Origin of the sequence: Streptomyces sp. TSRI0281, from assembly GCF_001905125.1 — a bacterium.
Classification (GTDB): Bacteria; Actinomycetota; Actinomycetes; order Streptomycetales; family Streptomycetaceae; genus Streptomyces.
The window spans coordinates 46583-69373 of record NZ_LWLE01000004.1; the positions used below are offsets into that span (position 1 = coordinate 46583).

Below are 22791 nucleotides of genomic sequence, written 5' to 3' on the forward strand. Positions count from 1 at the left end.
CGTGGTGGTCGGTGTCAGGGGTGGACGAGGACCTGGGAGAGGGCCACCCGTCCGGTGCCCCGGGCCGTGATCCTCACGGTGCGGGTGCCGCTGTCCAGGTCCAGGACGGTCGGGCGCAGGGACTTCCCGCTGACATGGATGGTCCGGTCGTCCGTGATGACGTCGAAGTCCGCCGTCGTGGAGGAGGCGTTGTTCCAGATCTCGATCTGCCGGACGTGCCGCTTCGTGCCGAGGTCGACCTGCCACCAGGCGCCCGCCTCGGCGAGCGTGCGGGTGTCGGTGTTGGTGTCGGCGTCCAGGGCGAGGGCGGCGGTGGCCGCACCCTCGGTCGAGGACTGGGTCGCCGTGCCGCTGCGGGCCAGGTCGGTGCGCAGTTGCTCGACGCGCCCGCCGTGGGCACCGGCCCGGGAGGCGACGGCGAGTGCGGCGGCCGGCAGCCGGTCGAGCCCGGTGAGGTTGTCCGTCATGACGGAGCCGGTGCCGCCGAGGGCGGGGGCCACGGTGTCGGTCCAGTTGCCGCGGGCGGTGTTCCGGATTCCGTAGTCCGCCCAGTTGGAGACCCATTTGTAGCCGATGCGGGTGATGACGTTCTTCTCGACGAGGATGTGCGAGGACTGCTCGTCGAGGTAGATGCCGTTGCCGTCGCGCTCGGTGTTACCGAAGGCGGAGCGGTTGATGTAGTTCCCGGACAGGACGGTGCCGGGCTGGGCGCCCTGGGTGTAGATCGCGCCGCCGTCGTGCTGCTCCTGGGCGACTTCCATCACGTCGGTGATGCGGTTGTCCGTCACCTTGTTGTCGCGCAGGACGGACTTCCGGGCCTCGGGCTGGTTCCAGCCCCAGCCGACGGAGATCCCGGAGTACGGCAGGTGGTGCAGGGTGTTGTGGTCGACGGTCAGCTCGGCCTCGTATCCGGCCCAGATGCCCACCGCGTCGGTGTACTCGACGCCGGAGCGGTGGATCGTGTTGTACGAGACGGTGTTCCGCTCCCCCGCGAGGGCCGTGCCGGGCAGCGGCTCGGTGTCGCCGACGTACACCGCGCCGGAGGACAGGTCGGTGAAGGCGGACCGGGTCAGGGTGCTGTCCTTGGTGCCCGCTTCGAGGATCGCGCCCGCGCCGCCGAGGTGGTCGAAGCGCGCGCCGTCGATGCTGACGCGCTGTCCGCCGCGCACCGTGAGTGCGGCGGCGGGCTTGGTGTAGTAGCGGCCCGCGTGGTCGACGGGGCCCGTCGCGCCGGTCAGGGTGAGACCGGCCTGCATGCCCGCGTAGCCCTCGTCGGTGCCGGGCTGACGGTAGGCCGCGTAGGCGAATCCGATGCCGCTGACGGCGATGTCGTGGGCGCCGTCCAGGATGAGGAGCCGCTCGGTGTGCGGGGTGACCGCCTGGGCGCGGCGCATGTTCTCGCCCTTGCGCGGCAGGTAGGTGACGGTGCGGGCCTGCGAGTTCCAGGTGAACTCGCCCGGTGTGTCGAGGAGTTCGGGGGCATTCTCGAAGAAGGCGACTCCGCTGTAGCGGGCGGAGTCGACGGTGGTGGAGTCCCAGGCGGGGCCGGTGCGGTCGGTGCCGCTCGCGGAGTTGGTCCAGCAGGGCTGGGCGAAGGTCATGAGGTCGCCGCTGACGTCCGCGATGCGGCAGTGGTAGTTGCGCCAGCGGACCCTGACCACGGCTTCGGCGTCGGTGGGGCGCTGCCACTGGGCGATGCCGGTGGCGTTCGCGCCGGTCATCCCGGTCGTGGTGGCATCGCAGACGGCGGCCGCGCAGGCCTCGCCCCGTGCCCTGACCGCCCGTTCGCCGTCGATGAAGAGCTGGCGCGGGGTGACTCCGGCCGGTACGGACGCGGTCCAGGTGCGGTCGGCGTTGCGCTGCCATCCGGTGAGCTCCCGGCCGCCGGACAGTACGGGGCGGGCGCCGGGGGCCGCGGCCCAGGTGACGGTGCGGCCGTTCTTCCCGGAGTCGTCGGCGCCGAGCTTCAGGGGCTCCGCGAGCCGGTACGTACCGCCCTTGAGGAGCACCCGGACGTCCCGGCCGCTCTCGGTGCGGGCGAGGTCCCGGGCGCCTTCGAGGGTGCAGGGGCGGGAGACCGTACAGGAGGTGCCACGCCCGTCGGGGGCCGCGTACAGGGTGCGGGCCCCGGGGGCGGCCTGGGCGGTGGGGGCGGCGAGGAGTGCCGCGAGGAAAGCGGTGGTGGCGGCTGCGGCGGTTCCTCGCAGGACGTGCGCGGTGCGGTTCACGCGGTGGCCTTCCAGTCGGGGTGGCCGGGCATGGGCGGGTTCACGGCTCCGAAGAGCCAGTCGCGCAGGAACGGGTCGAGCGACTTCCTGCCGGTGACCTTGACGGTGTGCCGGATGAAGTCCTCGCTGGAGACGTTGCGGTCCTTGAAGCGCTCGGGCCACAGCCGCATCACCCGGTCGAAGTCCCGGTCGCCGATCCGCCGGCGCAGGGCGTAGAGCACCAGGGCGCCGCCGTCGTAGATGTTGGTCCCGCCGAGCGCCTTGGGCAGTCCGGGCGGGCCGTCCTTGGCGCGGATCGCGTCGAGCTTGCCGTAGGTGGCCTTCATCTTGTCGGCGAGGACGGACCAGCCGCGCTCCTCGCCGTACACGGCGGCGTAGTAGACGGCGGGGCCCTCGTTGAGCCATGCCTGCTGCCAGTCGGCGGGGGTGACCGAGTCGCCCCACCACTGGTGGACCAGCTCGTGGACCATGGTGGTCTCATAGCCGGGGTGGCCGTCGGCGTTCGGTTTGAACCAGTTGGTGGAGAAGAGGGAGAGGGTCTGGTTCTCCAGGGCGTCGGTGTAGCCGTCGTAGATGTGGACGCCGTAGACGGAGAACGGGTAGCGGCCGAACTTCGCCTCGCACCAGGCCAGATGGTCGGCCGTACGGGCGACGATCGGGGCGTACGTGTCCTCCAGGCCCTGGGGCACGATGTGCCGGAGCGGCAGTCCGCGGTGGCCGGTGCCGTACAGGTAGGTGCCCTTGACGACGGCGATGCCGATCAGTTCGGTCGCCATCCGCTCGCGGAGCGCGAAGTGCCAGACGGTGGAGCCGTCGGCGCGCGGGGTCCGGTGCAGCAGTTCGCCGTTGGCGGTGGCGACGAAGCCCCTGGGGGCGCTGATGTGGAAGGTCCAGGTCGCCTTGTCCGACGGGGTGTCGTTGCAAGGCAGGAACGTGTCGGCGCGGGAGGACTGGGCGGCGGAGGCGAATCCGCCGTCGGCGCCGAACTTCCAGCCGGTGAGGCCGAGCCGGGGTGCCTTGCCGTTGCCCCGGTAGCGGACCTCGACGGTGAACGCCTGGCCGTCGCGCAGGGCGCGGGCGGGGGTGACGGTCAGTTCCTGGCCGCTCCGGCCGGCGGTGATCTCCCAGGTGGCCGCCCGGCCCTGGACGGTGATGGCCTCGATGGTGTGGCCGTCTGTGTCCAGGTTGAACGCGGACAGGTCCTGGGTGGCACGGGCGTTCATCTTCACGGCGGCGGTGAAGTCGTACGTCACCGGGGTGAAGTCGAAGGCGAGGTCGTAGTGGAGGACCTGGTAGCCGCCGTTGCCGAGGGTCGGGAAGAGCGGGTCGCCGACGCCGTCCGCGCCGGGCTTCGGGTCGAAGCGGTGCGGGCGTGCCGCGGCGGGCGTACCGAGGACGGGTACGGCCACGGCCGCGGCGACCGCCGTGCCCGCGAGTCTGAGGGCGGAGCGTCGCGTCGTCACTTCTTCCCCTTCTGGAACGCCTCTTCGAACTCGCCGCGGGCCTGCTCGCCGCCCTTGGCCAGGTAGTCCTTGACGAACTGGTCGTAGGCGGACATGGGCTTGCGGCCCGCGACGATGTCCTTGAGCGCGTCCTGCTTGAACGAGTAGAGGCTGCCGTAGCCCTTGGAGTCCCAGGTGGGCGAGGAGAACTGGAGCGTCGGGTCCTGCTCCATCATCGGGATCATCCTGGTGAACGCCTCGTGGACGTGGCGGACGCCCTGCTCGGAGTCGGCGCTGTAGATCGCGGGGACGGCCGAGGCCATGAACTTCCACGGCACGGTGACGTCCTGGGTGCCCTGCTTGGTGAGCGTCGGGTTGCCCTTGGCGTCGCGGGTGAAGTCGGTGCCTTCGACTCCGTAGTTGATGAGGGTGTACTCCTGGCTGCCGAAGGGCGAGGCGGCGAAGTCCGCCAGTGCGAGGACCTGCCGGACCCGCTCGCCGGACGCCTTCTTCAGATGGGTGTTCTCCAGCTTGACGTTGTCCATCCAGGCGACGGCTCCGGTGCCGAACGGGACGAAAGGCCGCGGGTCGTACGTCTTGTCGATCGCCTTCATGGCGGCGATGTAGCCGACGCCGGGCGCCAGGTAGGTGGGCATGCCGTCGTAGACGTACGCCCCCTTGCCGTTCTTGAACATGTCCGTGTACTGGGCCTTCTGCGCCCCGGACATCTGGAGGGTGCCCGGGTAGTAGCAGCCCGCCTTGTACAGCGAGCGGGCCGTCTCGATGGCGAGGCGGTACTCGGGGGTCTCCAGGTCGGTGGTGAACTTCCCGGTCTTCGCGTCCATCCGCCAGGCGTAGGGCGCGCCCGCCGACATCGCGAGGACGTTGTTGGCACCCGCGATGATCGCGTACTGGTCCTTCTTGGGGCGGGTCAGTTCCTTGCACGCCTCGACGAACCGGTCCAGGCCGGTGATCTGGTCGAGGCTCGTGATGCCGATCTCCTCGAAGAGATCGTGGCGGTAGAAGCCGGCGCCGCCGGTGCCGGTGCGGGCGATCGGGACACCGTAGAGCTTGCCGCCGAAGATGGCGGCCTGCCAGGCGCCCTTCGGGATCGCGGCAAGGTTCGGGTAGTCCTTGATCTTGTCTCCGGCCAGGTACGGGGTCAGGTCGGCGCACTTGGCCTGGAGGAAGGCGGACTTGTTGTCGACGCCACCGACCTCGGGGTACATGAAGAGGTCGGGCAGGCTGTCGCTGGCCACCATCGTGGAGAACTTGGTGCCGTAGTCGTCGGCGGGGACGGCGGTGATGTTCACCTCGCCGCCGAGGAGCTTCTCGATGCTCTGCCAGGCGGCGTTCTTGCCCCGCGCGGGCGGCGGCGGCGAGAAGGTCTCCATGGTCGCGCTGATCGGTGCCGCCCCCTTGAGCGGGGTGTTCTTCGTCGCGCGCAGCGGCTTGGCCGGGTAGCCGAAGAAGCCCTGCGGCACTCCGGCGGCGGTACCGGCCAGGTCGGGCTTGAGGCCGATATTGCGGATCGCCGTGGTGGGCAGCAGCGAGGCGCTCTTGGCCTCCGCCTTGGCGACGGTGCCGCCGTCGCCGCAGGCGGCGAGCAGCGGGGCGGCGGCCAGCCCGAGACCGAGGCCCGCTCCCATGCGGAACAGGGATCTGCGGTTGATGGGGGTGGAGCTCGACACGGAATCTCCTTGGATGAAGGGAGGAAAAGGCCGGGAAGGTCGCGTTCAGCCCTTGATGGCGCCGGTGAGCACGCCCTTGGTGAAGTAGCGCTGGAGGAAGGGGTAGACGAGCAGGATCGGCACGACGGCGATCACGAGGACGGCCATCTGTACAGCCTGCTGCGGGGCGAGGGCCTCACCGGCCGAGGCGCTGTTGAGGCTCTGGCCCTGGAGGACATAGGTCCGCAGCACCATGGGCAGCGGCCACTTGTCGGAGTCGTTGAGATACAGGAGCGCGTTGAAGAAGGCGTTCCAGTACGTCACGGCGTAGAAGAGGCTGATCACGGCGAGGACGGCCTTGGACAGCGGCAGGACGATCCGCACGAGGATGCGGAAGTCTCCGGCGCCGTCGACCTTCGCGGCGTCGTACAGCTCCTCCGGCAGGTTCATGAAGAAGGAGCGCAGGACGACCAGGTTGAAGGCGCTGACCAGGGTGGGCATGACGAGCGCCGCGTAGGTGTCGTACAGCCCCAGGCCCTTGATCAGGAGGAAGTTGGGGATGATGCCCGCGTTGAAGAGCATCGTGAACAGCGCGATCATCAGGATGAAGCGGGAGCCGGTGACGTCGCGGCGGGAGAGCCCGTAGGCCATGCCGACCGTGACGAGCAGACTGGCCAGGGTGCCGACGAGCGTGATGCCGATGCTGACGAACAGCGCCCGGGTGACGACGCCGCCGGTGAAGATGGTGCGGTAGGCGTCGAGGGTGGGGTGGTCGGGCCACAGGACGAGCCCGGTGGAGCGGATGATGTCGCTCTGCGAGGCGAAGCTCGTGCCGATGACGCCGAGCAGCGGATAGGCGACGGCGGCGACCACGACGACGATGGCGAGGCCCTTGGCGAACTGGCCGAGCCGGGTGGGCCGTTCCATCCATGGCGGCCGGCCGTCGGACTTCGTGCTCCGCGCGGTACGGGTGGGTCGGAGGGTCTTCTTCGCCGGTGCCGTGGGGACGGGCTTGGCGGGCGGCTTCTCAGCGGTCAGCACCGCGGTACACCCCTTCGTGGCCGAGGCGGTGGGCGAACTTGTTGGCGCCCAGGACGAGTGCGGTACCGATGACCGCCTTGACGAGTCCGACGGCGGCGGCGACGCCCCAGTCGTTGTCCTTGATGCCGTGGTAGTAGACGTAGGTGTCCAGGACTTCACCGGCGTCCGGGCCGACCGCGTCGCGCTGGAGCAGGATCTGCTCGAAGCCGACGGAGAGGATCTGCCCGAGGTTGAGGATGAGCAGCAGGATCAGGACCGGTGCGATGCCGGGCAGGGTGACGTGCCAGAACCGTCGCCGGGGTCCCGCGCCGTCGATGGCGGCGGCCTCGTACTGCTGCTTGTCGATGTTCAGCAGGGCGGCCAGGATGATGATCGTGCCCCAGCCGGCGTCCTTCCAGGCCACCTGGAGGGTGAGCAGCCAGGGGAAGACGTCGGGGTCGCTCATCATGTCGTAGCGCGGGAGTCCCAGTTGTCCCAGGACGTCGGGCAGGAGCCCGGCGCCGCCCAGGATCTGCTGGAAGATCGAGACGATGATGACCCAGCCGATGAAGTGCGGCAGATAGACGACGCTCTGCACGAACCGCCGCAGCCGCTCGCTGACGATGCTGTTGAGCAGCAGCGCCAGGGCGATCGGGATGGGGAAGAAGAACACCAGCTGGACGAGGGCGATCTCCAGGGTGTTGAAGGTCGCGGACCAGAAGGCCGCGTCACCGAACGCCGCCGTGAAGTTGGCGAAGCCGACCCAGACGCTGTGCATGTAGCCGAGGTAGGGCTGGTAGTCCTGGAACGCCACCACGTACCCAAGCAACGGGATGTAGTGGAAGACGATGAAGTACAGCAGACCGGGCAGCGTCAGCAGAAGCATCACCCGGTCCCGCTTGAGGCGCTGCCGGAGCGTCAGACGGTGCGGTACGGGGGCCGGCCGCCCGGCGGGCGAGGCGTTCGACGGTGCGGGTTCTTCGGCCTCCTTCCGCCGTTTTGACCGCTTCTGCCGCGGCAGCGGGGGTGCTGTTTCAGCCATGGTGCGTCCTGTTCGGCTGGGTGGCGCGTGGTGAGCCTTCTGCCGCCGCAAGTTAGTAAGCGGTTAACCCATAGGTCAAGAGATCTGAGAGAAAGCCCGCGATACGGGATCATCACGAGATCAATTCTCGGGGCACAGACCCCCCAAATCTCCTACCAAATAGGGCAATCGACAGGGACCGTCGCTTGACGCTCGACCATCCAGGTCCTTAGCGTGCCGGTCATTCCATAGAACGCGATTACTGTCCGGAGGCAGGGTGCGAACCACCGAAGAGGCACCGGCTCGGTCCGATGCCGATGCCGCGACACCGCCCCCCGAGCGGCCGCGCACGGTCCTGGTCATGAGCCCCGGACTGCTGGACGACGTCTTCCCACCACCCGTACGGGCCCGGTTGGAGGAGACCGCCGACCTGCACAACCCCGCGGTGATCAGTGAGTTCGACTCGGCACAGGCCGCGGAGGCGCTGGCCGGGGCGGAGGTGCTGCTGACCGGCTGGGGCTGCCCGCCGGTGGACGCCGCCCTGCTGGACCGGGCGCCCCGGCTGCGGGCCGTGATCCACGCGGCGGGCACGGTGAAGACGTTTCTGTCGCCCGACGCGTTCGACCGCGGCATCGCCGTCTCCTCGGCCGCGGCGGCCAACGCCGTACCGGTCGCGGAGTACACGCTCGCCGCGATCATCATGGGCGCCAAGCGGGTCTTCCCGCTGGCCGAGCTGTTCCGCACCCGGCGCACCCACCGCACCGGCGCCGACCTCGACCGGCAGCACTGGCTCGGCACGCACGGGCTGACCATCGGCGTCGTCGGCGCCTCCAGGATCGGCCGCCGCGTCATCGAACTGCTCCGGGTGCTGGACGCCGACGTGCTCCTGTACGACCCCTACGTCGGCCCGGCCGAGGCGGAACTGCTCGGCGTCACCCCGGCCGACCTGGACACCCTGGTGGCGACGAGCGACGTGGTCACCGTGCACGCCCCGGACACCCCGGAGACCCGTGGACTGATCGACGCCCGCCGGATCGGCCTGATGCGCCCCGGCACCCTGCTGGTCAACACCGCGCGCGGCCCGCTGGTGGACACCGAGGCGCTGACCGGACACCTGGTCAGCGGACGGCTCGACGCGGTCCTGGACGTCACCTTCCCCGAACCGCTGCCGCCCGGCCACCCGCTGTGGGACCTGCCGAACGTCTTCATCACCCCGCACCTGGCGGGCGCCCAGGGCAATGAGGTCGGGCGGCTGGGCGCACTCGCCGTCGACGAACTGGCGCGGTACGCGGCCGGATCACCCTTCGCCCACCCGGTGCACCGGGCCGACCTGGGGAGGATCGCATGAACCCCACCCCCGCACAGGCTCTAGGCTCGGCGTCACACAACAGCCAGCAGGGGGTGAGCCGGATGCGCCGGCAGATCACGGCCGCGGACGGACAGCGGCGGGCGACGGTCACCGATGTGGCACGGCGCGCGGAGGTCTCCACGGCAACCGTCTCCCGGGTCCTGAACCGCAACTACCCGGTGGCCGAGGCCACTCGGGTGCGGGTCGAGGCCGCCATGCGCGAACTCGGCTATGTGGTCAACGCCCACGCCCGCGCGCTGGCCGGGGTCTCCAACCGCACCGTCGGCATCATCGTCAACGAGGTCATCGACCCGTTCTACGCCTACATCGCCCGGGGCGTGGAGCGCGAGGCCGCGCTCGGCGGCCGGCTCTGCCTGGTCTGCTGCACCCAGGGCGACCCGCAGCGCGAGCTGGCCTTCATCGACCTGATGCACGAGCGCCGCGCGGACGCGGTGGTGGTGGTCGGCGGCAGCATCGCCGACCGCGGCTACACCTCCGAACTGGCTCGCCGGGCACGGGAGCTGGACGCGGGCGGCTCCAAACTGGTGCTGTGCGGCAGACCGCCGCTGGATGAGCCCGCGCCGACCGTGGCGGTCGAGTACGACAACGAGGGCGGCGCCTTCGCCCTCACCGACCACCTCCTGACGCAGGGCCATGAGCGGATCCTCTACCTGGGCGGCCCGCCCAAGCTCTCCACCACCCGCGACCGGCTGGCCGGGCATCTGCGGGCCCTGGAGCTGCGCGGCGTGACGCGGGACCCGGACCTGGTGCAGCCCGGCGCGTTCAGCCGCAACTTCGGCTTCCGCAGGATGAGCGAACTCCTGCGGGAGGGACTGGACTTCACGGCCGTCTTCGCCGCCAACGACATGGTGGCGGCGGGAGCCGCGCAGGCCCTGGAGGAGGCCGGCCTGCGGGTGCCCAAGGACGTCTCCCTGGTGGGGTACGACGACATCCCGGTCGCCCAGGAGCTGCGGCCCCGGCTGACCACGGTCCACGTACCGCTGGAGGAGATGGGCCGGCAGGCGGTGCGCCTCGCGGTCTCCGGCGGGGACGACGACGACTGGCGCGAGCCGACGACGGGTGCGCTGCGGCTCGGCACCCACATCGTGGTACGCGATTCCGTGGCACCGAGGCCGGGGCGAAGCGGTCGGGGGTGACCGGTTACCGGACGCCGGACGGCGCCCGGCCATAGTAAATCGTAGTAACTTCCCGACTCCCCTTGCGGCTTCATAGCAACCGCTTACATGCTGACGGCGGGTTCACCACCCCCGCACGCTTTGGCCCCTCACTCATTTCTGCAGGGAGAGTTCCGCATGCGCTTCTCCGCTTCAGCCGCCACGGATGCCACCGCTGCCGCCGCAGCCGCCCCCGTCGGCCGTCGTTCCGTCCTCGCCGCGGCGGCCGGCGCCGGGGCCCTGGCCGCGCTCGGCGCCGCGGCCGCCCCGGCGTCCGCCCAGGGTTCCGCGTCCGCCCAGGGTTCCGCGTCCGCCCACGGCTCCGCGTCCGCCCACCGGCCGGTCAGGGTGACCGTGACCGCCCGCCCCGCCGCCGAGGCCGAACGGCTGCGTCTCGCGCAGGCCCTGCGCGGCAGCGAGTTCACGCCCACCGGCCGCTATGTGCCGCCCGGCGCCCCGCTGAGCCTCACCGTCCAGCCGCACGACGGTCCCGTGCCCACGCTCTGGATCGGTGCCTGGGACTACTACGGCGAGATCAAGGAACCCCGCAGCTACCCGCTCACGGCGGGCGCGAACACCGTGACCGACCCGCACGGCGGCCCGGTCTACCTCACCCTCGCCGGAGACGGCGAACGGGCGGGCGTGGTGTTCCGGTCCGGCTCGTCCGCCATGCCCGTCTTCACCCTGGGAAGCACCCGGGAGGCCGAGTACCAGAGGCAGTTGGACACCCTGACGGCCTCTCCGTACGTCGAGCTCCACGCACCGCACACGGTCATGACGCTCACCCGCGAGGGCGCGCTGCTGTACCGCGGCGAGGACCACGCCGCCCTGCTGCGGCTGGTCGAGCAGATCATCGACTCGGCCGCCCGGATCAGCGGTCTCGACGGTTCGAAGCCGGTCCACCGGCGCAAGGCGGGGCCGTACCACTTCACCGAGGTCAGCAAGGTCCCCGCCGGCGTCGGCGCCTACGCGACGCACGGGTACAACGGCTTCCCGCGCGCCTACCTCGACCGGGCGACCACCGTGGAGGGGCTGCGCACCCGCGGCTGGGGGCTGTACCACGAGCTCGGCCACCTCCATCAGCAGATGGCGTACAAGCCGGGCGGCCTCACCGAGGTCACGGTGAACATCTACTCACTGGCCGCCCAGCGGGCCCTGAAGCAGCCCTCCAACCTCCTCACCGTCGACCCGGTGACCGGACTCACCGCCTTCCAGACGTCACGGGCCAAGTTCGGTACGGACGGACTGACCTACGAGAAGTCCTTCGGCGCCTACGAGAAGCTCGTCCCGCTCCGGCAGCTCGAACTGGCCTTCGGCGACGACTTCTGGCCCCGGCTGCACCGACTCGTGCGCGAGGAGAACCCGCGGTCCGACTACACGGAGAACGCCAAGCGCTACCGGGCACTGGCCACCTACTCCAGCCGCGTCGCGGGCCACGACCTCACCGACTTCTTCATCGGCACCTGGGCGTTCCCGATCGACGCCACCGGGAAGGCCGAGCTGGCCGCGCTCAACCTGCCGAAGCCGCCCGTCGACCCGAGCGCCCTCAGCGACTGACCGCGCGGAAGAGAAGCGGACAAGGAACCAGCATGGACCTGAGCAGAAGAACTCTTCTCGCCGTCACCGGTGCCACGGCCGCCACCGCGCTCGTCGCGACGGCGGGCCCCGCCGCCGCCACCGGGCGCTCCGGCGGCACGGCGGCGGAGCCCGACTTCGGCGCCCTCCTCCAACGGGCCGAAACCCTCCTCACCGGCGGCGCGTTCGACCCGTCCGACCCCGATTTCGCCGCCGCGGTCACCGCGCTGGACACCACGGCGCGCGGCCTCTGGGACACCCTCGACCGCGCCTCCGGCCGTACCGCGCTGTGGCCGGACCTCGCCCCGGTCACCGACGCGGGCAACTTCGGCCAGAGCTACACCCGGCTGCGCACCCTCGCCACCGCCTGGGCCACCCCCGGCACCTCGCTGGCCGCCGACGCGGAGGTGGCCGACGCCCTCGTCGCCGCACTGCGCTTCGTCCACGACACCGCCTACAACCCCGCCAAGCCGGAGAAGGGCAACTGGTGGTTCTGGGAGATCGGTGCGCCGCGCGCCCTGATGGACTGCTGTGTGCTGCTGCGCGAGAGGCTGCCCGCCGCCGATCTGGCGGCCCATCTCGCGGTCGTCGACCGGTTCTGTCCGGACGCGGACCGGCGTACCAACTCCCCCGCGCTCGCCGAGACCGGCGCCAACCGCACCGACAAGGCCGTGATCGTCGCCCTGCGGGGACTGCTGGGGCAGAACGCGGACAAGCTGGTCTCGGCCCGGGACGCCCTGTCCGACGTACGCGACGGAGGCCGCAACAGCCTCTTCCGGTACGCCGCTTCGGGTGACGGGTTCTACGAGGACGGTTCGTTCGTCCAGCACGACGTGGTCGCGTACACCGGTTCGTACGGCACCGTGCTGCTGAGCGGCTCGGCCTGTCTGCTCGCGCTGCTGGCCGGTTCGCCGTGGGCCGTCGCCGATCCGTCGGTCTCGCTGATGTACGAGGCGGTCGAGCGGTCCTTCACTCCGGTGATCTTCGACGGGCTGATGATGGACGCGGTGCGCGGCCGGGCGGTGTCCCGGGAGCGGGCCGGTGACCACCGGGACGGGGCTTCGGCCGTGGCGGCGATCCTGCTGCTGGCCTCGGGTGCGCCCGAGGCGTACGCCGACCGCTGGCGCTCCGTCGCCAAGGGCTGGCTGACCCGCAACCGCACCGCGCCCTTCGCCTCCTTCGCTTCGCTGCCTCAACTCGCCCTGGCCAAAGCGGTCCTGAGTGACCGTGATGTGCCGACCGGGCCACGCACCACCGGCTCGTACGTCTTCGCCGACATGGACCGGGTGGTCCACCGGCGGCCGGGCTGGGCGTACACCCTGTCGCTGTCCTCGAAGCGGATCTCGGCCTACGAGGCGGGCAACGGCGAGAACCTGCACGGCTGGTACACCGGCGACGGCATGACCTATCTCTACGACGCCGATGACCTGGGGCAGTTCAACGACGGCTTCTGGCCCACCGTCGACCCGTACCGGCTGCCCGGCACGACCGTCGACACCCGGCGGCGCACCGATCTCGGCACCGGCGCGGGCACATCCACCTACCGGCCCGCCAACGCCGTCTCGGGCGGCGCGGTCCTCCACGCCCGGTACGCCGCCGCGGCCATGGAGCTCGTCGGCGCCCCGGGCACGACGCTGCGGGCGAAGAAGTCGTGGTTCCTGCTCGACAACGCGGTGATCGCGCTCGGCGCGGGCATCACCTCGCGCGACGGGCAGCCGGTCGAGACGGTCGTCGAGAACCGCAACCTCGGTACGGACGGCCGGCAGCGGCTTGTCGTGGACGGCTTCCGGCAACCCCTCACGCAGGGCTGGTCCAAGAAGTTCGGCCGGGCCCGCTGGGCGCACATCGAGGGCGTGGGCGGCTATGTGCTGCCCGACGGCGCCGCGCTGCACACCCTGCGCGAGGAACGCACCGGCACCTGGCGCGCCCTCAACACGGGTGCGGACACCGGAGGTTCGACCACGCCGGTCACCCGTCGCTATCTCACGCTGTGGGTCGATCACGGGGCCTCCCCCACCGACGCGGGGTACGCCCATGTCCTGCTGCCCGGGGCGTCGTCAGCCGCCACAGCCGTCTGGTCGCACTCCCGGCCGGTGCGGGTCCTCGCCAACAACGCCACCGCGCAAGCGGTGGAGGTGCGCCGGCAGGGACTGACGGCGGTGAACTTCTGGGCCGCGGGCAGCGCGGGCGGGATCACCTCGTCCGGTCCCGCGTCGGTCCTGGTGCAGCGCCACGGCTCCCGTATCTCGGTCGCCGTCGCGGACCCGGGCCGTACGCTCACCGGCCTCACCATCGAACTGCCGCACCACGTACGTACGGTGGCGAGCGCCGATGACACCGTGAGCGTGGTGCCGGGCCGCCGTCCGGTCCTGACCGTGACGGTCGGTGGCTCCCGCGGCCATACCCACCGCGCCGAACTCGTCCAGTAGCCCACACCCGAGGAGCAGCACCACCATGTCCGTCGCCCCGCATCTGCGTCTGCCGCCGCCCGACCGGCTCCTGTCCTCCCGCACCGGCTGGACCCGGGCCCACTGGGAGGTGACGGCCGACCGGATGCTGGACGCGCTGGTGCCGTACGCGACACCCGGCTTCGCCCAGTACCGGCTGCCCGGCCGGTCCAGCTGGTCGGGTGTCGTGTCGGACGGTCTGGAGGGGTTCGCCCGCTCGTTCCTGCTCGCCGCGTTCCGGATCGCGGGTGCGGGCGGGGCGGTCGACCCGGCGCTGATCGACCGGTACGCGGCGGGACTCGCCGCGGGCACCGACCGCGCGAGCGGCGAGTCCTGGCCGGAACTGACGGACTGCTCGCAGCAGATGGTGGAGGCGGCCTCGATCGCGGTCGCGCTGCACGAGACCCGGCCGTGGATCTGGGACCGGCTGGACGCCCGGGTGCAGGAGCGGGTCGTCGACTGGTTCTCCGGGTTCGTCGGCGGGCGCACCTGGGACAACAACTGGCGGCTGTTCCAGGTGGTGTCCGAGCAGTTCCTCGCCTCGGTGGGCGCGCCGTACAGCCGCTCCGACATCGAGTCCAACCTCGACAGGATCGAGGACTGGTACGTCGGCGACGGCTGGTACACCGATGGGGACGGCCGGAATTTCGACTACTACATCGGCTGGGCGATGCATCTGTACCCGCTGCTGTGGTCTCGGATCGCGGGCCCGGACGACGGGGGCCGGACCGCGGTTCACCGGGAGCGGCTCAGCCGCTTCCTGGAGGACTATCCGCACTTCTTCGGTGCCGACGGCGCACCGGTGCACCAGGGGCGTTCGCTGACGTACCGGTTCGCCGCGCTCGCGCCGGTGTGGATGGGTGCGCTGGCGGACTGCACCCCGCTGGCGCCGGGCCTGACGCGCCGGCTCGCCTCCGGCACGATGCGGCATTTCGTCGAGCGCGGGGTGCCGGACGAGCGGGGGCTGCTGACGCTGGGCTGGTACGACACCTTCCTGCCGGTCACCCAGCCGTACTCGGGGCCCGCGTCCCCGTACTGGGCGAGCAAGGGTTTCCTCGGGCTGCTGCTCCCGGCGGACCACGCGGTGTGGACGGCGCGGGAGCTGCCACTGCCGATCGAGGAGTCCGACCAGTACACCGCGCTGCCCGCGCCCGGCTGGCTGCTGCACGGCACCCGGCACGACGGCATCGTCCGGCTGATCAACCACGGCAGCGACCACAATCCGCCGTACGACCCCGCCGATGATCCGGCCGACGGCGAGGAGGACCCGCACTACGCGAAACTCGCCTACTCCACGGCGACCGCACCGGAGTCGGCCCCGCACGCGATGGCCCGGGGAATCGACAACCACCTGGCGCTGCTCGCCCCGGACGGCACGCCCAGCCGCCGCGGCCGTGTCCACCCGCTGCACTGCGAGGGCCGCACGGCGGCCTCCTGGTACGCGGCCCGGCTGCCGGGCGACGAGCGGACGTACCGGATCGGGACGACGAGTGTGCTGCACGGCCCGTGGGAGATCCGCGTGCACCGGATCGACGCGCCCGAGGGGGCGGCGGCGCGGGAGGGCGGTCACGCGGTGGCGCACGCACAGGCTCCGGTCGCGACGTCCGGACCCGGGTGGGCCATGGCCCGTACGGCCGACGGGCTGAGCAGCGCCGTGGTCGCGCTGTACGGCTGGGGGGATGCGCCGGGCGCCGACGGGGCCGGCGGGGTCGCGGCGGAGGTGGCGGAGGTGGCCCGGGATGTGCAGTCCAACGCGTTCGGGCCGCATTCCGCGATCCCGTATCTGCGCCGGGACAGCCATCCGGGCGGCCGGAGCGTCCAGGTGTCCCTGGTCGCGCTGTCCCGCGACACGTTGCATCCGCAGGCGCTGCGGGATTCGGTCGCGGTGCGGGTGGCCGGCGGTGGGGCGTCGGTGGTGCTGACCTTCCTGGACGGCTCGACGGTCGAGGTGGCGGGCTGATCAGCGGCGCGCCCCTTGTCGGCGTCGAAGTGCCGGGAGCGTCGGCGGCGCGTCGAGGAGTTGAGACCGTCAGCCGCACTTCGAGGTGCGGGGGGAGCGTCAGCGGCGCGTCGAGGTGCCGGGGGCGTCAGCTGCGCGTCGAGGTGCCGGGGGCGTCAGCGGCGCGGGGCCTCCCTGCGGTCGATCTGGCCGATGAGTTCCTGGGCCAGCGACTTGATGGTGGCGAGCCCGGGGCGCCCCCAGGGACGTGGCACGGTGTCGACGGCGCAGACAGTGCCCAGGGCGACGCCCGTGCGGTCGATGAGCGGTGCCCCGAGGTAGGAGCGGATGCCTATTTCGTCGACGACCGGGTTCCCGGCGAAGCGCGGATAGTCGCAGACGTCCTCCAGGACGAGGGCCTTGCGCCGTACGAGGACATGCGGGCAGTAACCGTGGTCGCGGGCCATGTAGCGGCCGCTGCGGTGGCAGCTCGCCGCGGCCTCGCCGAGGTCGGCGCCGCTCCGGTTGCCCGCGGGGGTGTGCAGCCCCGCGAAGAACTGCCGGTTCTCGTCGATGAAGTTGACCATCGAGTAGGGGGTGGAGGTCACTTCGGCGACCCTGTCGGCGAAGGCGTCGAAGCTGTCGAACGAGGCGTCGGCCCGTTCGCCGAGGCCGAGTGTGCGCAGCCGTTCCGCGCGGACGTGGCCGTCCCGGTCGACGGGTGTCAGCAGCAGCCGGCCGGTGGCGTAGTGGGTCACGGATGGGCTCCGAAACTCTGCAGCGGAGCCGGGGCGGAGGTGGCGTTGATCAGGTGCTGGACGAGGGTGACCAGCGCGCCCGTGCCCGAGCTGGCGATCCGGGCGTCGCACAGGACGACCGGCACTTCGGGTCCGAGGTCGAGCGCGGCCCGGACCTCGTCGGGTTCGTAGCGGTAGGCCCCGTCGAACTCGTTGACGGCGACGATGAATCCGATGCCGCGCCGCTCGAAGAAGTCGACCGCGGCGAAGCATTCCGCCAGGCGGCGGGTGTCCGCCAGTACGACGGCCCCGAGCGCGCCTTTGGACAGTTCGTCCCACATGAACCAGAACCGTTCCTGGCCGGGGGTGCCGAACAGATAGAGCACATGCTGATCGGAGAGGGTGATCCGGCCGAAGTCCATCGCCACGGTGGTGGATGTCTTCGACTCGACGCCTTCGAGGTTGTCGGTCGCCATGCTGACCTGGGTCAGCAGTTCCTCCGTGCTCAGCGGGGCGATTTCGCTGACCGCGCCGACGAAGGTCGTCTTGCCGACGCCGAATCCTCCCGCGACCAGGACTTTGAGGGCGACGGGGAAGAACACGGAGGTTCCGGTGCTGTCAGAGCTGTCGTCGTAGACCATCGAGCACTGCCTCCAGCAGGTGTCGGTCGGTGGGCATGTCATGGAAAGCGGGGGCGTGGGCGGTGACCGCGCCGCAGTCGACCAGGTCGGAGAGAAGGACCTTGGTGACGACTGCGGGCAGCCGGAGGTGTGCGGCGATCTCGGCGACGGACATCGGGCCGTCGCACAGGCCCAGGGCCACGGTGTGTTCGGGGCCGAGGGGCGACTGCGGCTCGCTCCCGGTGGCCATGATCAGGGAGAGCAGATCGAGCATGGTGGACGGCCGGGTGCGGCCGTTGATCACGGTGTACGGGCGGATGAGCCGGCCGGCCGCGTCGTCGAGCAGGGGCCCGTCCTGCGGGGCCGGCATCCTCACAGCCCCGGAGTGAACGGCGCCCCGGCCGACTGCCGCAGCGGGGTCATCAGATAGGGCCGGACGCTCTTGACCAGCATGGCCATCTCGTAGCCGAGCACCGCGGCGTCCGCCTCGCGTCCGGCCAGGACGGCCAGGCAGGTGCCCGATCCGGCGGTGGAGACGAACAGCAGCGTGGAGTCCAGCTCGACGACCACCTGCCGGACGTCTCCGTTGTCGCCGAAGCGGGCCCCGGCGCTCCGGCCCAGTGAGTACAGCCCGGCGGCCAGGGCCGCCATGTGGTCGGCGCTGTCGGAGTCCATGCCGTGGACGGACTTCACCAGCCCGTCGGCGGAGAGCAGGACCGCGCTGCGCGTGTAGGGCACGCGTTGGACCAGCCCGCTCAGCAGCCAGTCCAGGTCCGAGACCTGACCGGACGGCATTTCGCTCGCCATGGTGCATCTACTCCTTGAAAGTGGTGTCGTCGCGGGGTTCCGGGACGGACGGACCCGGTACGGATCGGTCGGGGGCGGCGGGGTCGGGCGCGGGAGGCCCCGGTTCGGGGCTGAAGCGGCCCGGTTCGGCGAGGTAGGGCTCGGACGCCTGCCATACGGGCTGTTCCGGTAGGTGCCCTTCCTGCACGAACGTCTCCGGCACGGGCTCCGGCACGTACTGCTCCGGTACGTGCTGTTCCTGCACGTACTGCTCCGGCACGTACTGCTCCGGCACGTACTGCTCCTGGACGTGCTGTTCCGCTACGGCCGGTGCCGTGAGACCTCGGACGGGCAGCGGGGCCGGCGACTGCGGCGGAGCGTCCAGCGCGCTCGGCACCGCCGACCCGAATCCGGCGCCCTCGTCGTACGGGGCCGAGGCGGCTGCCTCCTCGGAGACTTGCGCCTCGGCGAGACCGACCCCCCGCCGGAAGGCCGCCATCAGCCCCGGGTCGTGCACGGCGTACTCGTCCTCGACACGCGGGACGGGTGCCTCCCTCAGCTGCGGGACCAGGTGTTCCTGGTTGGCCCGCCGGGGAAGCTCGGGGCGGGACGGGGCGGGCACGGGACCGTCAACGTGTTCGGCCGGCACCGGACGGTCGACGCGTTCGGCGCGCAGCGGCAGCGGTGGCGCCTGCTCCTCGCGCCGTGTCTGCTGCGGTGGCCGGTGCGAGTGGCTCGGCGTCGGCCCGGAGGGGAAGGACGGTGGCTGCGGCGTCCGTCCCCCGTCCTCGGCGGGTGGCCGGTGAACCGCCCCCGGTGGGGGGACGGGGGCGGCGTCGGCGGGTGCCGGGCCGTCGCCGTCGATGCCGAGCAGGCACTGCGGCAGGACCAGTACCGCCTGTGTCCCCCCGTAGATGTTGCTCTGGAGGCGGACCGCGATGCCGTGCCGGCGGGCCAGCGCCGAGACGACGAACAGGCCGATCCTGCCGTCCTGGAGCAAATGGCCGACATTGACCTGGTCGGGGTCGGCGAGCAGGGCGTTCATGCGTTTCTGTTCATGGCCCGGCATCCCGAGCCCGCGGTCCTCGACCTCCAGCGCGAGCCCGGCCGTGACGTGCTGGGCGCGCAGCAGGACTTGGGTGTGCGGAGCCGAGAACACCGTGGCGTTCTCCACGAGTTCGGCCAGCAGGTGGATCACGTCGGCCACGGCGTGCCCGCGCAGGGTGCCGTCGAGCGGCGGCACCAGTTTCACCCGGGGGTACTGCTCGACCTCGGCGATCGCCGAACGCAGCACCTCGGTGATGGTGACCGGGTTGCTCCACTGCCGACGGGAGACCGCCCCGCCGAGTACGGCCAGGTTCTCCGCGTGGCGGCGGATCCGGGTGGCCAGATGATCGACGTGGAAGAGGCCCTTGAGCAGGTCGGGGTCCTCGACCTCGTGCTCCAGCTCGTCGAGGATCTGGATCTCGCGGTGGACGAGTGACTGCAGTCGCCGGGCGAGGTTGACGAAGACCTCGACCTTCTGTTCGTTGCCCGCGTTGCTGAAGAGCTGGGACGCCTGGACGACGGCGGCCGCTGCCGCGTCGTGGGCCCGGCCCAGTTCCTGGCCGAGCAGGTCGAAGGCGTCGCCGCCGGGGGCGGCGGGCGGCTGGGGCCGTCGGGCGGGCACCGGATCCCCGTCGCGGAGCTGTTCCATCACCTGTTGCAGCTCGGCCTGCCCCTGGGCGCTGATGCGGCGGAGCACCAGCACCCGGTCGAGCACGCCGGAGGCCACCCGGTGGGCCCCCAGATAGGCGGCCGCGACGGCGGCGACGGCCAGCGCCGCGGATCCGCCGAGCGCTGCCCACAGGCTGCCGGACGGGCTGACCGCGCTGGAGCGGATGGTGAAGATGACGGCGGCGGCGCCGCTCAGCAGGGCGGCGACCGTCGGCAGCAGGGCGGTGCGCAGCAGTTGGGGGCGTATACGGACCTCGGGTGGCGGCTGCGCAGCGCGCGGCCTGCTCGCGGCCGAGTGGGAGCGTGCCCCGGGGCGGCCGTGCCGCCCGCCCTCTCGGCGTTCCGGTCGCGCGTCGGGTGCGCGAAGTTGAGACATCAGCGTCCTCGGTACATGGGGCACCAGGAATCGGCGTTCATGCGGTGGCACCTACGGTGGTCGGTCAGACTCGGGGATCGGTCGGGCAGGCTCACGGGATGGGAGCCCACTGTTGATCACCGGGCACACACGGTAGTCGTCAATCACTCATGTGCGACGGGCAGTTGTCGAACTTGCCCGCCATCCGTCCCGCTCTGGTATGACCTCTCGCACGAGCGACCGATTTACGCCGCATTGACACCCGACTCCCGGCACCCCACCCGGGGCCTCTGGCGCCGCCCCGGCAGCGCCCCCGTCCGGGGCCGCACCCACGTCCGGGGCCGCGCCCGCGGGTGCACCGGGTGCCCCTCACGCCGTACCCCCGGACCGAACGGCCACTGGGGTGCTGCCGGGCCTCACGACCTGAGCCGTGACGCCCGACAGCACCCCAGTGCCCGCTCTTCGCCCGTTACGCCGTCGGAGCGACCTCGGCATGTCCGGAATCCGCTTCGGCCGCGGAGGAGGCTCCCTCCGGCTGCCCTCCCGCACCGCCGGACGCCAGGGCGGGCACGCCCTCCGCCATCCGCGCCGCCCCTGCGGGCCGGTACTCGATCGGCTGCGGCGCCACCGCACGCCACCACGGCTCGGCGGGGACGTGTTGCCCGCCCGGCTCGAAGGGCTCACCCGGACGGGGCAGCGCCAACGGCTGACCCGCGTCGTCGGCCGCGGCGAGCGTCCCCTCGCCGGGCTCGGCCCACGGGTGCGGGGCGAGGTTGAAGGTGGCCCAGTGGATGGGCAGCACGACCCCGTGCGGGCGCCCGCCCTGGAGGTCCAGATGGGCGCGCATGCCCTCGGCGGGCGTCATGTGGATCTCGGGCCAGTACTCGCTGTACGCGCCGATCTGGATCATCGTCGCGTCGAACGGGCCGTGCTCCGCGCCGATGTCCTCGAAGCCCGGGAAGTAGCCGGTGTCGCCGCTGTGGTAGATCCGGTGCTCGGGCCCCGCGACGGCCCAGGACGCCCAGAGCGTGTGCTGCTGATTGCGCAGACCGCGGCCGCAGAAGTGGCGTGCGGGGGTGGCGGTCAGGCTGATCCCGGCGACCTTCGCGGTCTCGTTCCAGTCGAGCTCGTACATCCGGTCGGCGGGCACCCCCCACCGCTCCAGGTGGGCGCCGACGCCGAGCGGGACCGCGAAGACCGTGTCCGTGCCCGCCAGGGCCCGGATCGTGGGCAGGTCGAGATGGTCGTAGTGGTCGTGGGAGATCACGACCACGTCGACCGGTCCGAGCGCCGCCAGCGACAGCGGCACCGGGTGCAGCCGCTTCGGCCCCGCGAAGGCGAATGGGGAGCAGCGCTCGCCCCAGACCGGGTCGAACAGGACCCGGCGTCCGTCGATCTCGGCGAGGACGCTGGAGTGCCCCATCCAGGTCAGCCGCAGACCCGTGGCGGGCGGTGCGGCCAGATCGGCGAGGGTGGTGGCGTGGACCGGCACGGTGCCGGTCGGCGCCCGGTGGACCCGCTGCTGCTTGTGGAAGTAGATCTTCGCGAATTCCAGCGTGGACCCGGACGGCCTCGTCCGCGCTCCCACCGGGTTCTGGAACACTCCGTCGGCGAAATTCGGCGAGCGGCGGATGCGCTCCATCCGGGCTCCGGCCGGATCGGCACCGAAGGCGTCGGTGCGCAGGGAACGCAGTCTGGTACGGAGCGGAAGCAGATAATCGGCGCCGGTCACAACATCTCCTGAGGGAGTCGGTGTCGTCTCATTATGGTCGGGCAGTACGACAGGGCGAGAGCGGAGCGGTGAACGGAGCAGTGCGGCGCGCGGTACGGCGCGTACGGTGAGCGGCCGGTGATCCCTCAGGCACGCGGCTGCCCGTACACATGCTCGACGTGCAGGGTCAGCAGGACCCGGCCGTCCCTGACCATCGCCTGCCGGTAGTCGTCCCAGTCCGGGTGCTCACCGGCGACGTCGCGGTACAGCGTGATCAGCGCCTCCACCGTGGCGTCGTGCGGATCGGCGGCGGGCGGGGTCAGCTCGGCGGTGCCGTCCGCGACCGTCCAGGCCCAGCGGTCGGCGCTGGTGACGTGGTAGCTCGCGCGCGGGTCGCGGCGCAGGTTCCGGGTCTTGGCCCGGCCCTCGGTGATCGAGACCCGGATGAGGTGCTCGTCGGGGTAGTAGGCGTGATTGACGTTGGACAGCTGGGGCCTTCCGTCCCGCTTCAGCGTCACGAGCACTCCGCCGTCGTGCTCACCGATGAGCCGCAGCAGCGCTTCCTGTGCGGGTTCGAATTCCGTCATGCCGACTCCAACGTCCATGCGCGCCCGAGGATTCCGCTCGGTTCGCGCCCCGATGTCACATCCGCGGGACCGTCGTACGTCTCACCGGTGACGTGTCCGAGGCCGGCGCCCCGGGGCCCTGCGCCCCGCGCCGTGCCGCATCTCGCACCGGGAGACCGCCATGACCGCCCGTATTTCGCTCGACCCGCCGCACCCCGTCCTCTAGCGTGCCGTGTCCTGGTACTCCAACCGAACGTACGGCAAAGTCATCGACCCCGTACGGGCCACCGCCCACCACGCCGAGGTGCTGTGGGCGGGCCTGCGCTTCGAGCTGTCCGCGGGCCACTGGAAGGCCCCGGACCCGGATGACGGCCACCCCGCCGCAGGCCGGGGACGTGTTCGTCGACCGGTTGCCGGGCGCGGCGGCGCCGGTGG

Annotated in this window: 17 protein-coding genes; 5 read left to right on the plus strand and 12 right to left on the minus strand. The window is 71.5% G+C overall.

The genetic code is table 11. The features are described from left to right. Positions 1-14: 14 nt before the first annotated feature. The 5 genes from A6A29_RS10220 to A6A29_RS10240 all read right to left on the minus strand — a co-directional run bounded on the left by A6A29_RS10220 (position 15) and on the right by A6A29_RS10240 (position 7402). Positions 15-2228 (minus strand): right-handed parallel beta-helix repeat-containing protein, encoded by a 2214-nt coding sequence (locus tag A6A29_RS10220; protein WP_073719706.1) that lies wholly within the window; start codon positions 2226-2228, stop codon positions 15-17. Then, complete coding sequence (locus tag A6A29_RS10225; protein WP_073719707.1) at positions 2225-3691, minus strand: M1 family metallopeptidase; 1467 nt, start codon at positions 3689-3691, stop codon at positions 2225-2227. The genes A6A29_RS10220 and A6A29_RS10225 overlap by 4 nt, the downstream gene beginning before the upstream one ends. Continuing rightward, positions 3688-5361, minus strand: coding sequence for an extracellular solute-binding protein (locus A6A29_RS10230; RefSeq protein ID WP_073719708.1), 1674 nt, complete (start codon positions 5359-5361; stop codon positions 3688-3690). The genes A6A29_RS10225 and A6A29_RS10230 overlap by 4 nt, the downstream gene beginning before the upstream one ends. A 45-nt stretch (positions 5362-5406) precedes the next feature. Beyond that, positions 5407-6267, minus strand: a complete 861-nt coding sequence (locus A6A29_RS10235; protein ID WP_073719926.1) for a carbohydrate ABC transporter permease — start codon at positions 6265-6267, stop codon at positions 5407-5409. A 100-nt stretch (positions 6268-6367) separates the two neighbouring features. After that, a complete protein-coding gene (locus A6A29_RS10240; protein WP_073719709.1) occupies positions 6368-7402 on the minus strand; it encodes an ABC transporter permease in 1035 nt (344 codons plus the stop codon). A gap of 340 nt (positions 7403-7742) precedes the next feature. On the opposite strand from A6A29_RS10240, the gene A6A29_RS10245 reads away from it, so the two are divergent. The 5 genes from A6A29_RS10245 to A6A29_RS10265 all read left to right on the plus strand — a co-directional run bounded on the left by A6A29_RS10245 (position 7743) and on the right by A6A29_RS10265 (position 15886). Beyond that, positions 7743-8729 (plus strand): hydroxyacid dehydrogenase, encoded by a 987-nt coding sequence (locus tag A6A29_RS10245; RefSeq protein WP_073719927.1) that lies wholly within the window; start codon positions 7743-7745, stop codon positions 8727-8729. A 62-nt stretch (positions 8730-8791) separates the two neighbouring features. Then, positions 8792-9886, plus strand: a complete 1095-nt coding sequence (locus tag A6A29_RS10250) for a LacI family DNA-binding transcriptional regulator (RefSeq protein ID WP_073719710.1) — start codon at positions 8792-8794, stop codon at positions 9884-9886. A gap of 156 nt (positions 9887-10042) precedes the next feature. Then, a complete protein-coding gene (locus A6A29_RS10255; protein WP_073719711.1) occupies positions 10043-11461 on the plus strand; it encodes a M60 family metallopeptidase in 1419 nt (472 codons plus the stop codon). Between the two features lie 32 nt (positions 11462-11493). Next, the gene (locus tag A6A29_RS10260; RefSeq protein ID WP_073719712.1) at positions 11494-13908 is read left to right on the plus strand and encodes a polysaccharide lyase 8 family protein; all 2415 of its coding nucleotides are present in this window, start codon (positions 11494-11496) and stop codon (positions 13906-13908) included. Between the two features lie 25 nt (positions 13909-13933). After that, positions 13934-15886, plus strand: coding sequence for a DUF2264 domain-containing protein (locus A6A29_RS10265; RefSeq protein WP_073719713.1), 1953 nt, complete (start codon positions 13934-13936; stop codon positions 15884-15886). Between the two features lie 155 nt (positions 15887-16041). Here the strand turns inward: A6A29_RS10265 and A6A29_RS10270 are convergent, their stop codons facing one another. The 7 genes from A6A29_RS10270 to A6A29_RS10300 all read right to left on the minus strand — a co-directional run bounded on the left by A6A29_RS10270 (position 16042) and on the right by A6A29_RS10300 (position 22377). Further along, positions 16042-16623: a GAF domain-containing protein gene (locus A6A29_RS10270; RefSeq protein ID WP_073719714.1), complete on the minus strand. Its 582-nt coding sequence runs from the start codon at positions 16621-16623 to the stop codon at positions 16042-16044. Continuing rightward, positions 16620-17243: a GTP-binding protein gene (locus tag A6A29_RS10275; RefSeq protein ID WP_073719715.1), complete on the minus strand. Its 624-nt coding sequence runs from the start codon at positions 17241-17243 to the stop codon at positions 16620-16622. Before A6A29_RS10275 ends, A6A29_RS10270 begins: the two co-directional genes overlap by 4 nt. Beyond that, positions 17221-17592: a DUF742 domain-containing protein gene (locus tag A6A29_RS10280; protein WP_073719716.1), complete on the minus strand. Its 372-nt coding sequence runs from the start codon at positions 17590-17592 to the stop codon at positions 17221-17223. The genes A6A29_RS10275 and A6A29_RS10280 overlap by 23 nt, the downstream gene beginning before the upstream one ends. Positions 17593-17594: 2 nt before the next feature. Beyond that, complete coding sequence (locus A6A29_RS10285; protein WP_073719717.1) at positions 17595-18029, minus strand: roadblock/LC7 domain-containing protein; 435 nt, start codon at positions 18027-18029, stop codon at positions 17595-17597. Positions 18030-18036: 7 nt separating this feature from the next. Beyond that, entirely contained in the window at positions 18037-20100 is a 2064-nt protein-coding gene (locus tag A6A29_RS10290; protein ID WP_073719718.1) for an ATP-binding protein, read from the minus strand. A gap of 448 nt (positions 20101-20548) precedes the next feature. Next, positions 20549-21811, minus strand: a complete 1263-nt coding sequence (locus A6A29_RS10295) for an MBL fold metallo-hydrolase (RefSeq protein WP_079182684.1) — start codon at positions 21809-21811, stop codon at positions 20549-20551. Between the two features lie 125 nt (positions 21812-21936). Continuing rightward, positions 21937-22377 carry a PPOX class F420-dependent oxidoreductase gene (locus tag A6A29_RS10300; RefSeq protein WP_073719719.1) on the minus strand — a complete coding sequence of 147 codons (441 nt, stop codon included), beginning with the start codon at positions 22375-22377 and terminating at the stop codon, positions 21937-21939. Positions 22378-22791 lie beyond the last annotated feature (414 nt).

What these genes read in the sequence shown, in the direction of transcription:
- A6A29_RS10280 (WP_073719716.1), bottom strand. Translation starts at nt 17,592, where the DNA reads ATGCCGGCCCCGCAGGACGGGCCCCTGCTCGACGACGCGGCCGGCCGG.
- A6A29_RS10250 (WP_073719710.1), top strand. Translation starts at nt 8,792, where the DNA reads ATGCGCCGGCAGATCACGGCCGCGGACGGACAGCGGCGGGCGACGGTC.
- A6A29_RS10245 (WP_073719927.1), top strand. Translation starts at nt 7,743, where the DNA reads ATGAGCCCCGGACTGCTGGACGACGTCTTCCCACCACCCGTACGGGCC.
- A6A29_RS10290 (WP_073719718.1), bottom strand. Translation starts at nt 20,100, where the DNA reads ATGTCTCAACTTCGCGCACCCGACGCGCGACCGGAACGCCGAGAGGGC.
- A6A29_RS10240 (WP_073719709.1), bottom strand. Translation starts at nt 7,402, where the DNA reads ATGGCTGAAACAGCACCCCCGCTGCCGCGGCAGAAGCGGTCAAAACGG.
- A6A29_RS10285 (WP_073719717.1), bottom strand. Translation starts at nt 18,029, where the DNA reads ATGGCGAGCGAAATGCCGTCCGGTCAGGTCTCGGACCTGGACTGGCTG.
- A6A29_RS10300 (WP_073719719.1), bottom strand. Translation starts at nt 22,377, where the DNA reads ATGACGGAATTCGAACCCGCACAGGAAGCGCTGCTGCGGCTCATCGGT.
- A6A29_RS10265 (WP_073719713.1), top strand. Translation starts at nt 13,934, where the DNA reads ATGTCCGTCGCCCCGCATCTGCGTCTGCCGCCGCCCGACCGGCTCCTG.
- A6A29_RS10275 (WP_073719715.1), bottom strand. Translation starts at nt 17,243, where the DNA reads ATGGTCTACGACGACAGCTCTGACAGCACCGGAACCTCCGTGTTCTTC.
- A6A29_RS10260 (WP_073719712.1), top strand. Translation starts at nt 11,494, where the DNA reads ATGGACCTGAGCAGAAGAACTCTTCTCGCCGTCACCGGTGCCACGGCC.
- A6A29_RS10235 (WP_073719926.1), bottom strand. Translation starts at nt 6,267, where the DNA reads ATGGAACGGCCCACCCGGCTCGGCCAGTTCGCCAAGGGCCTCGCCATC.
- A6A29_RS10255 (WP_073719711.1), top strand. Translation starts at nt 10,043, where the DNA reads ATGCGCTTCTCCGCTTCAGCCGCCACGGATGCCACCGCTGCCGCCGCA.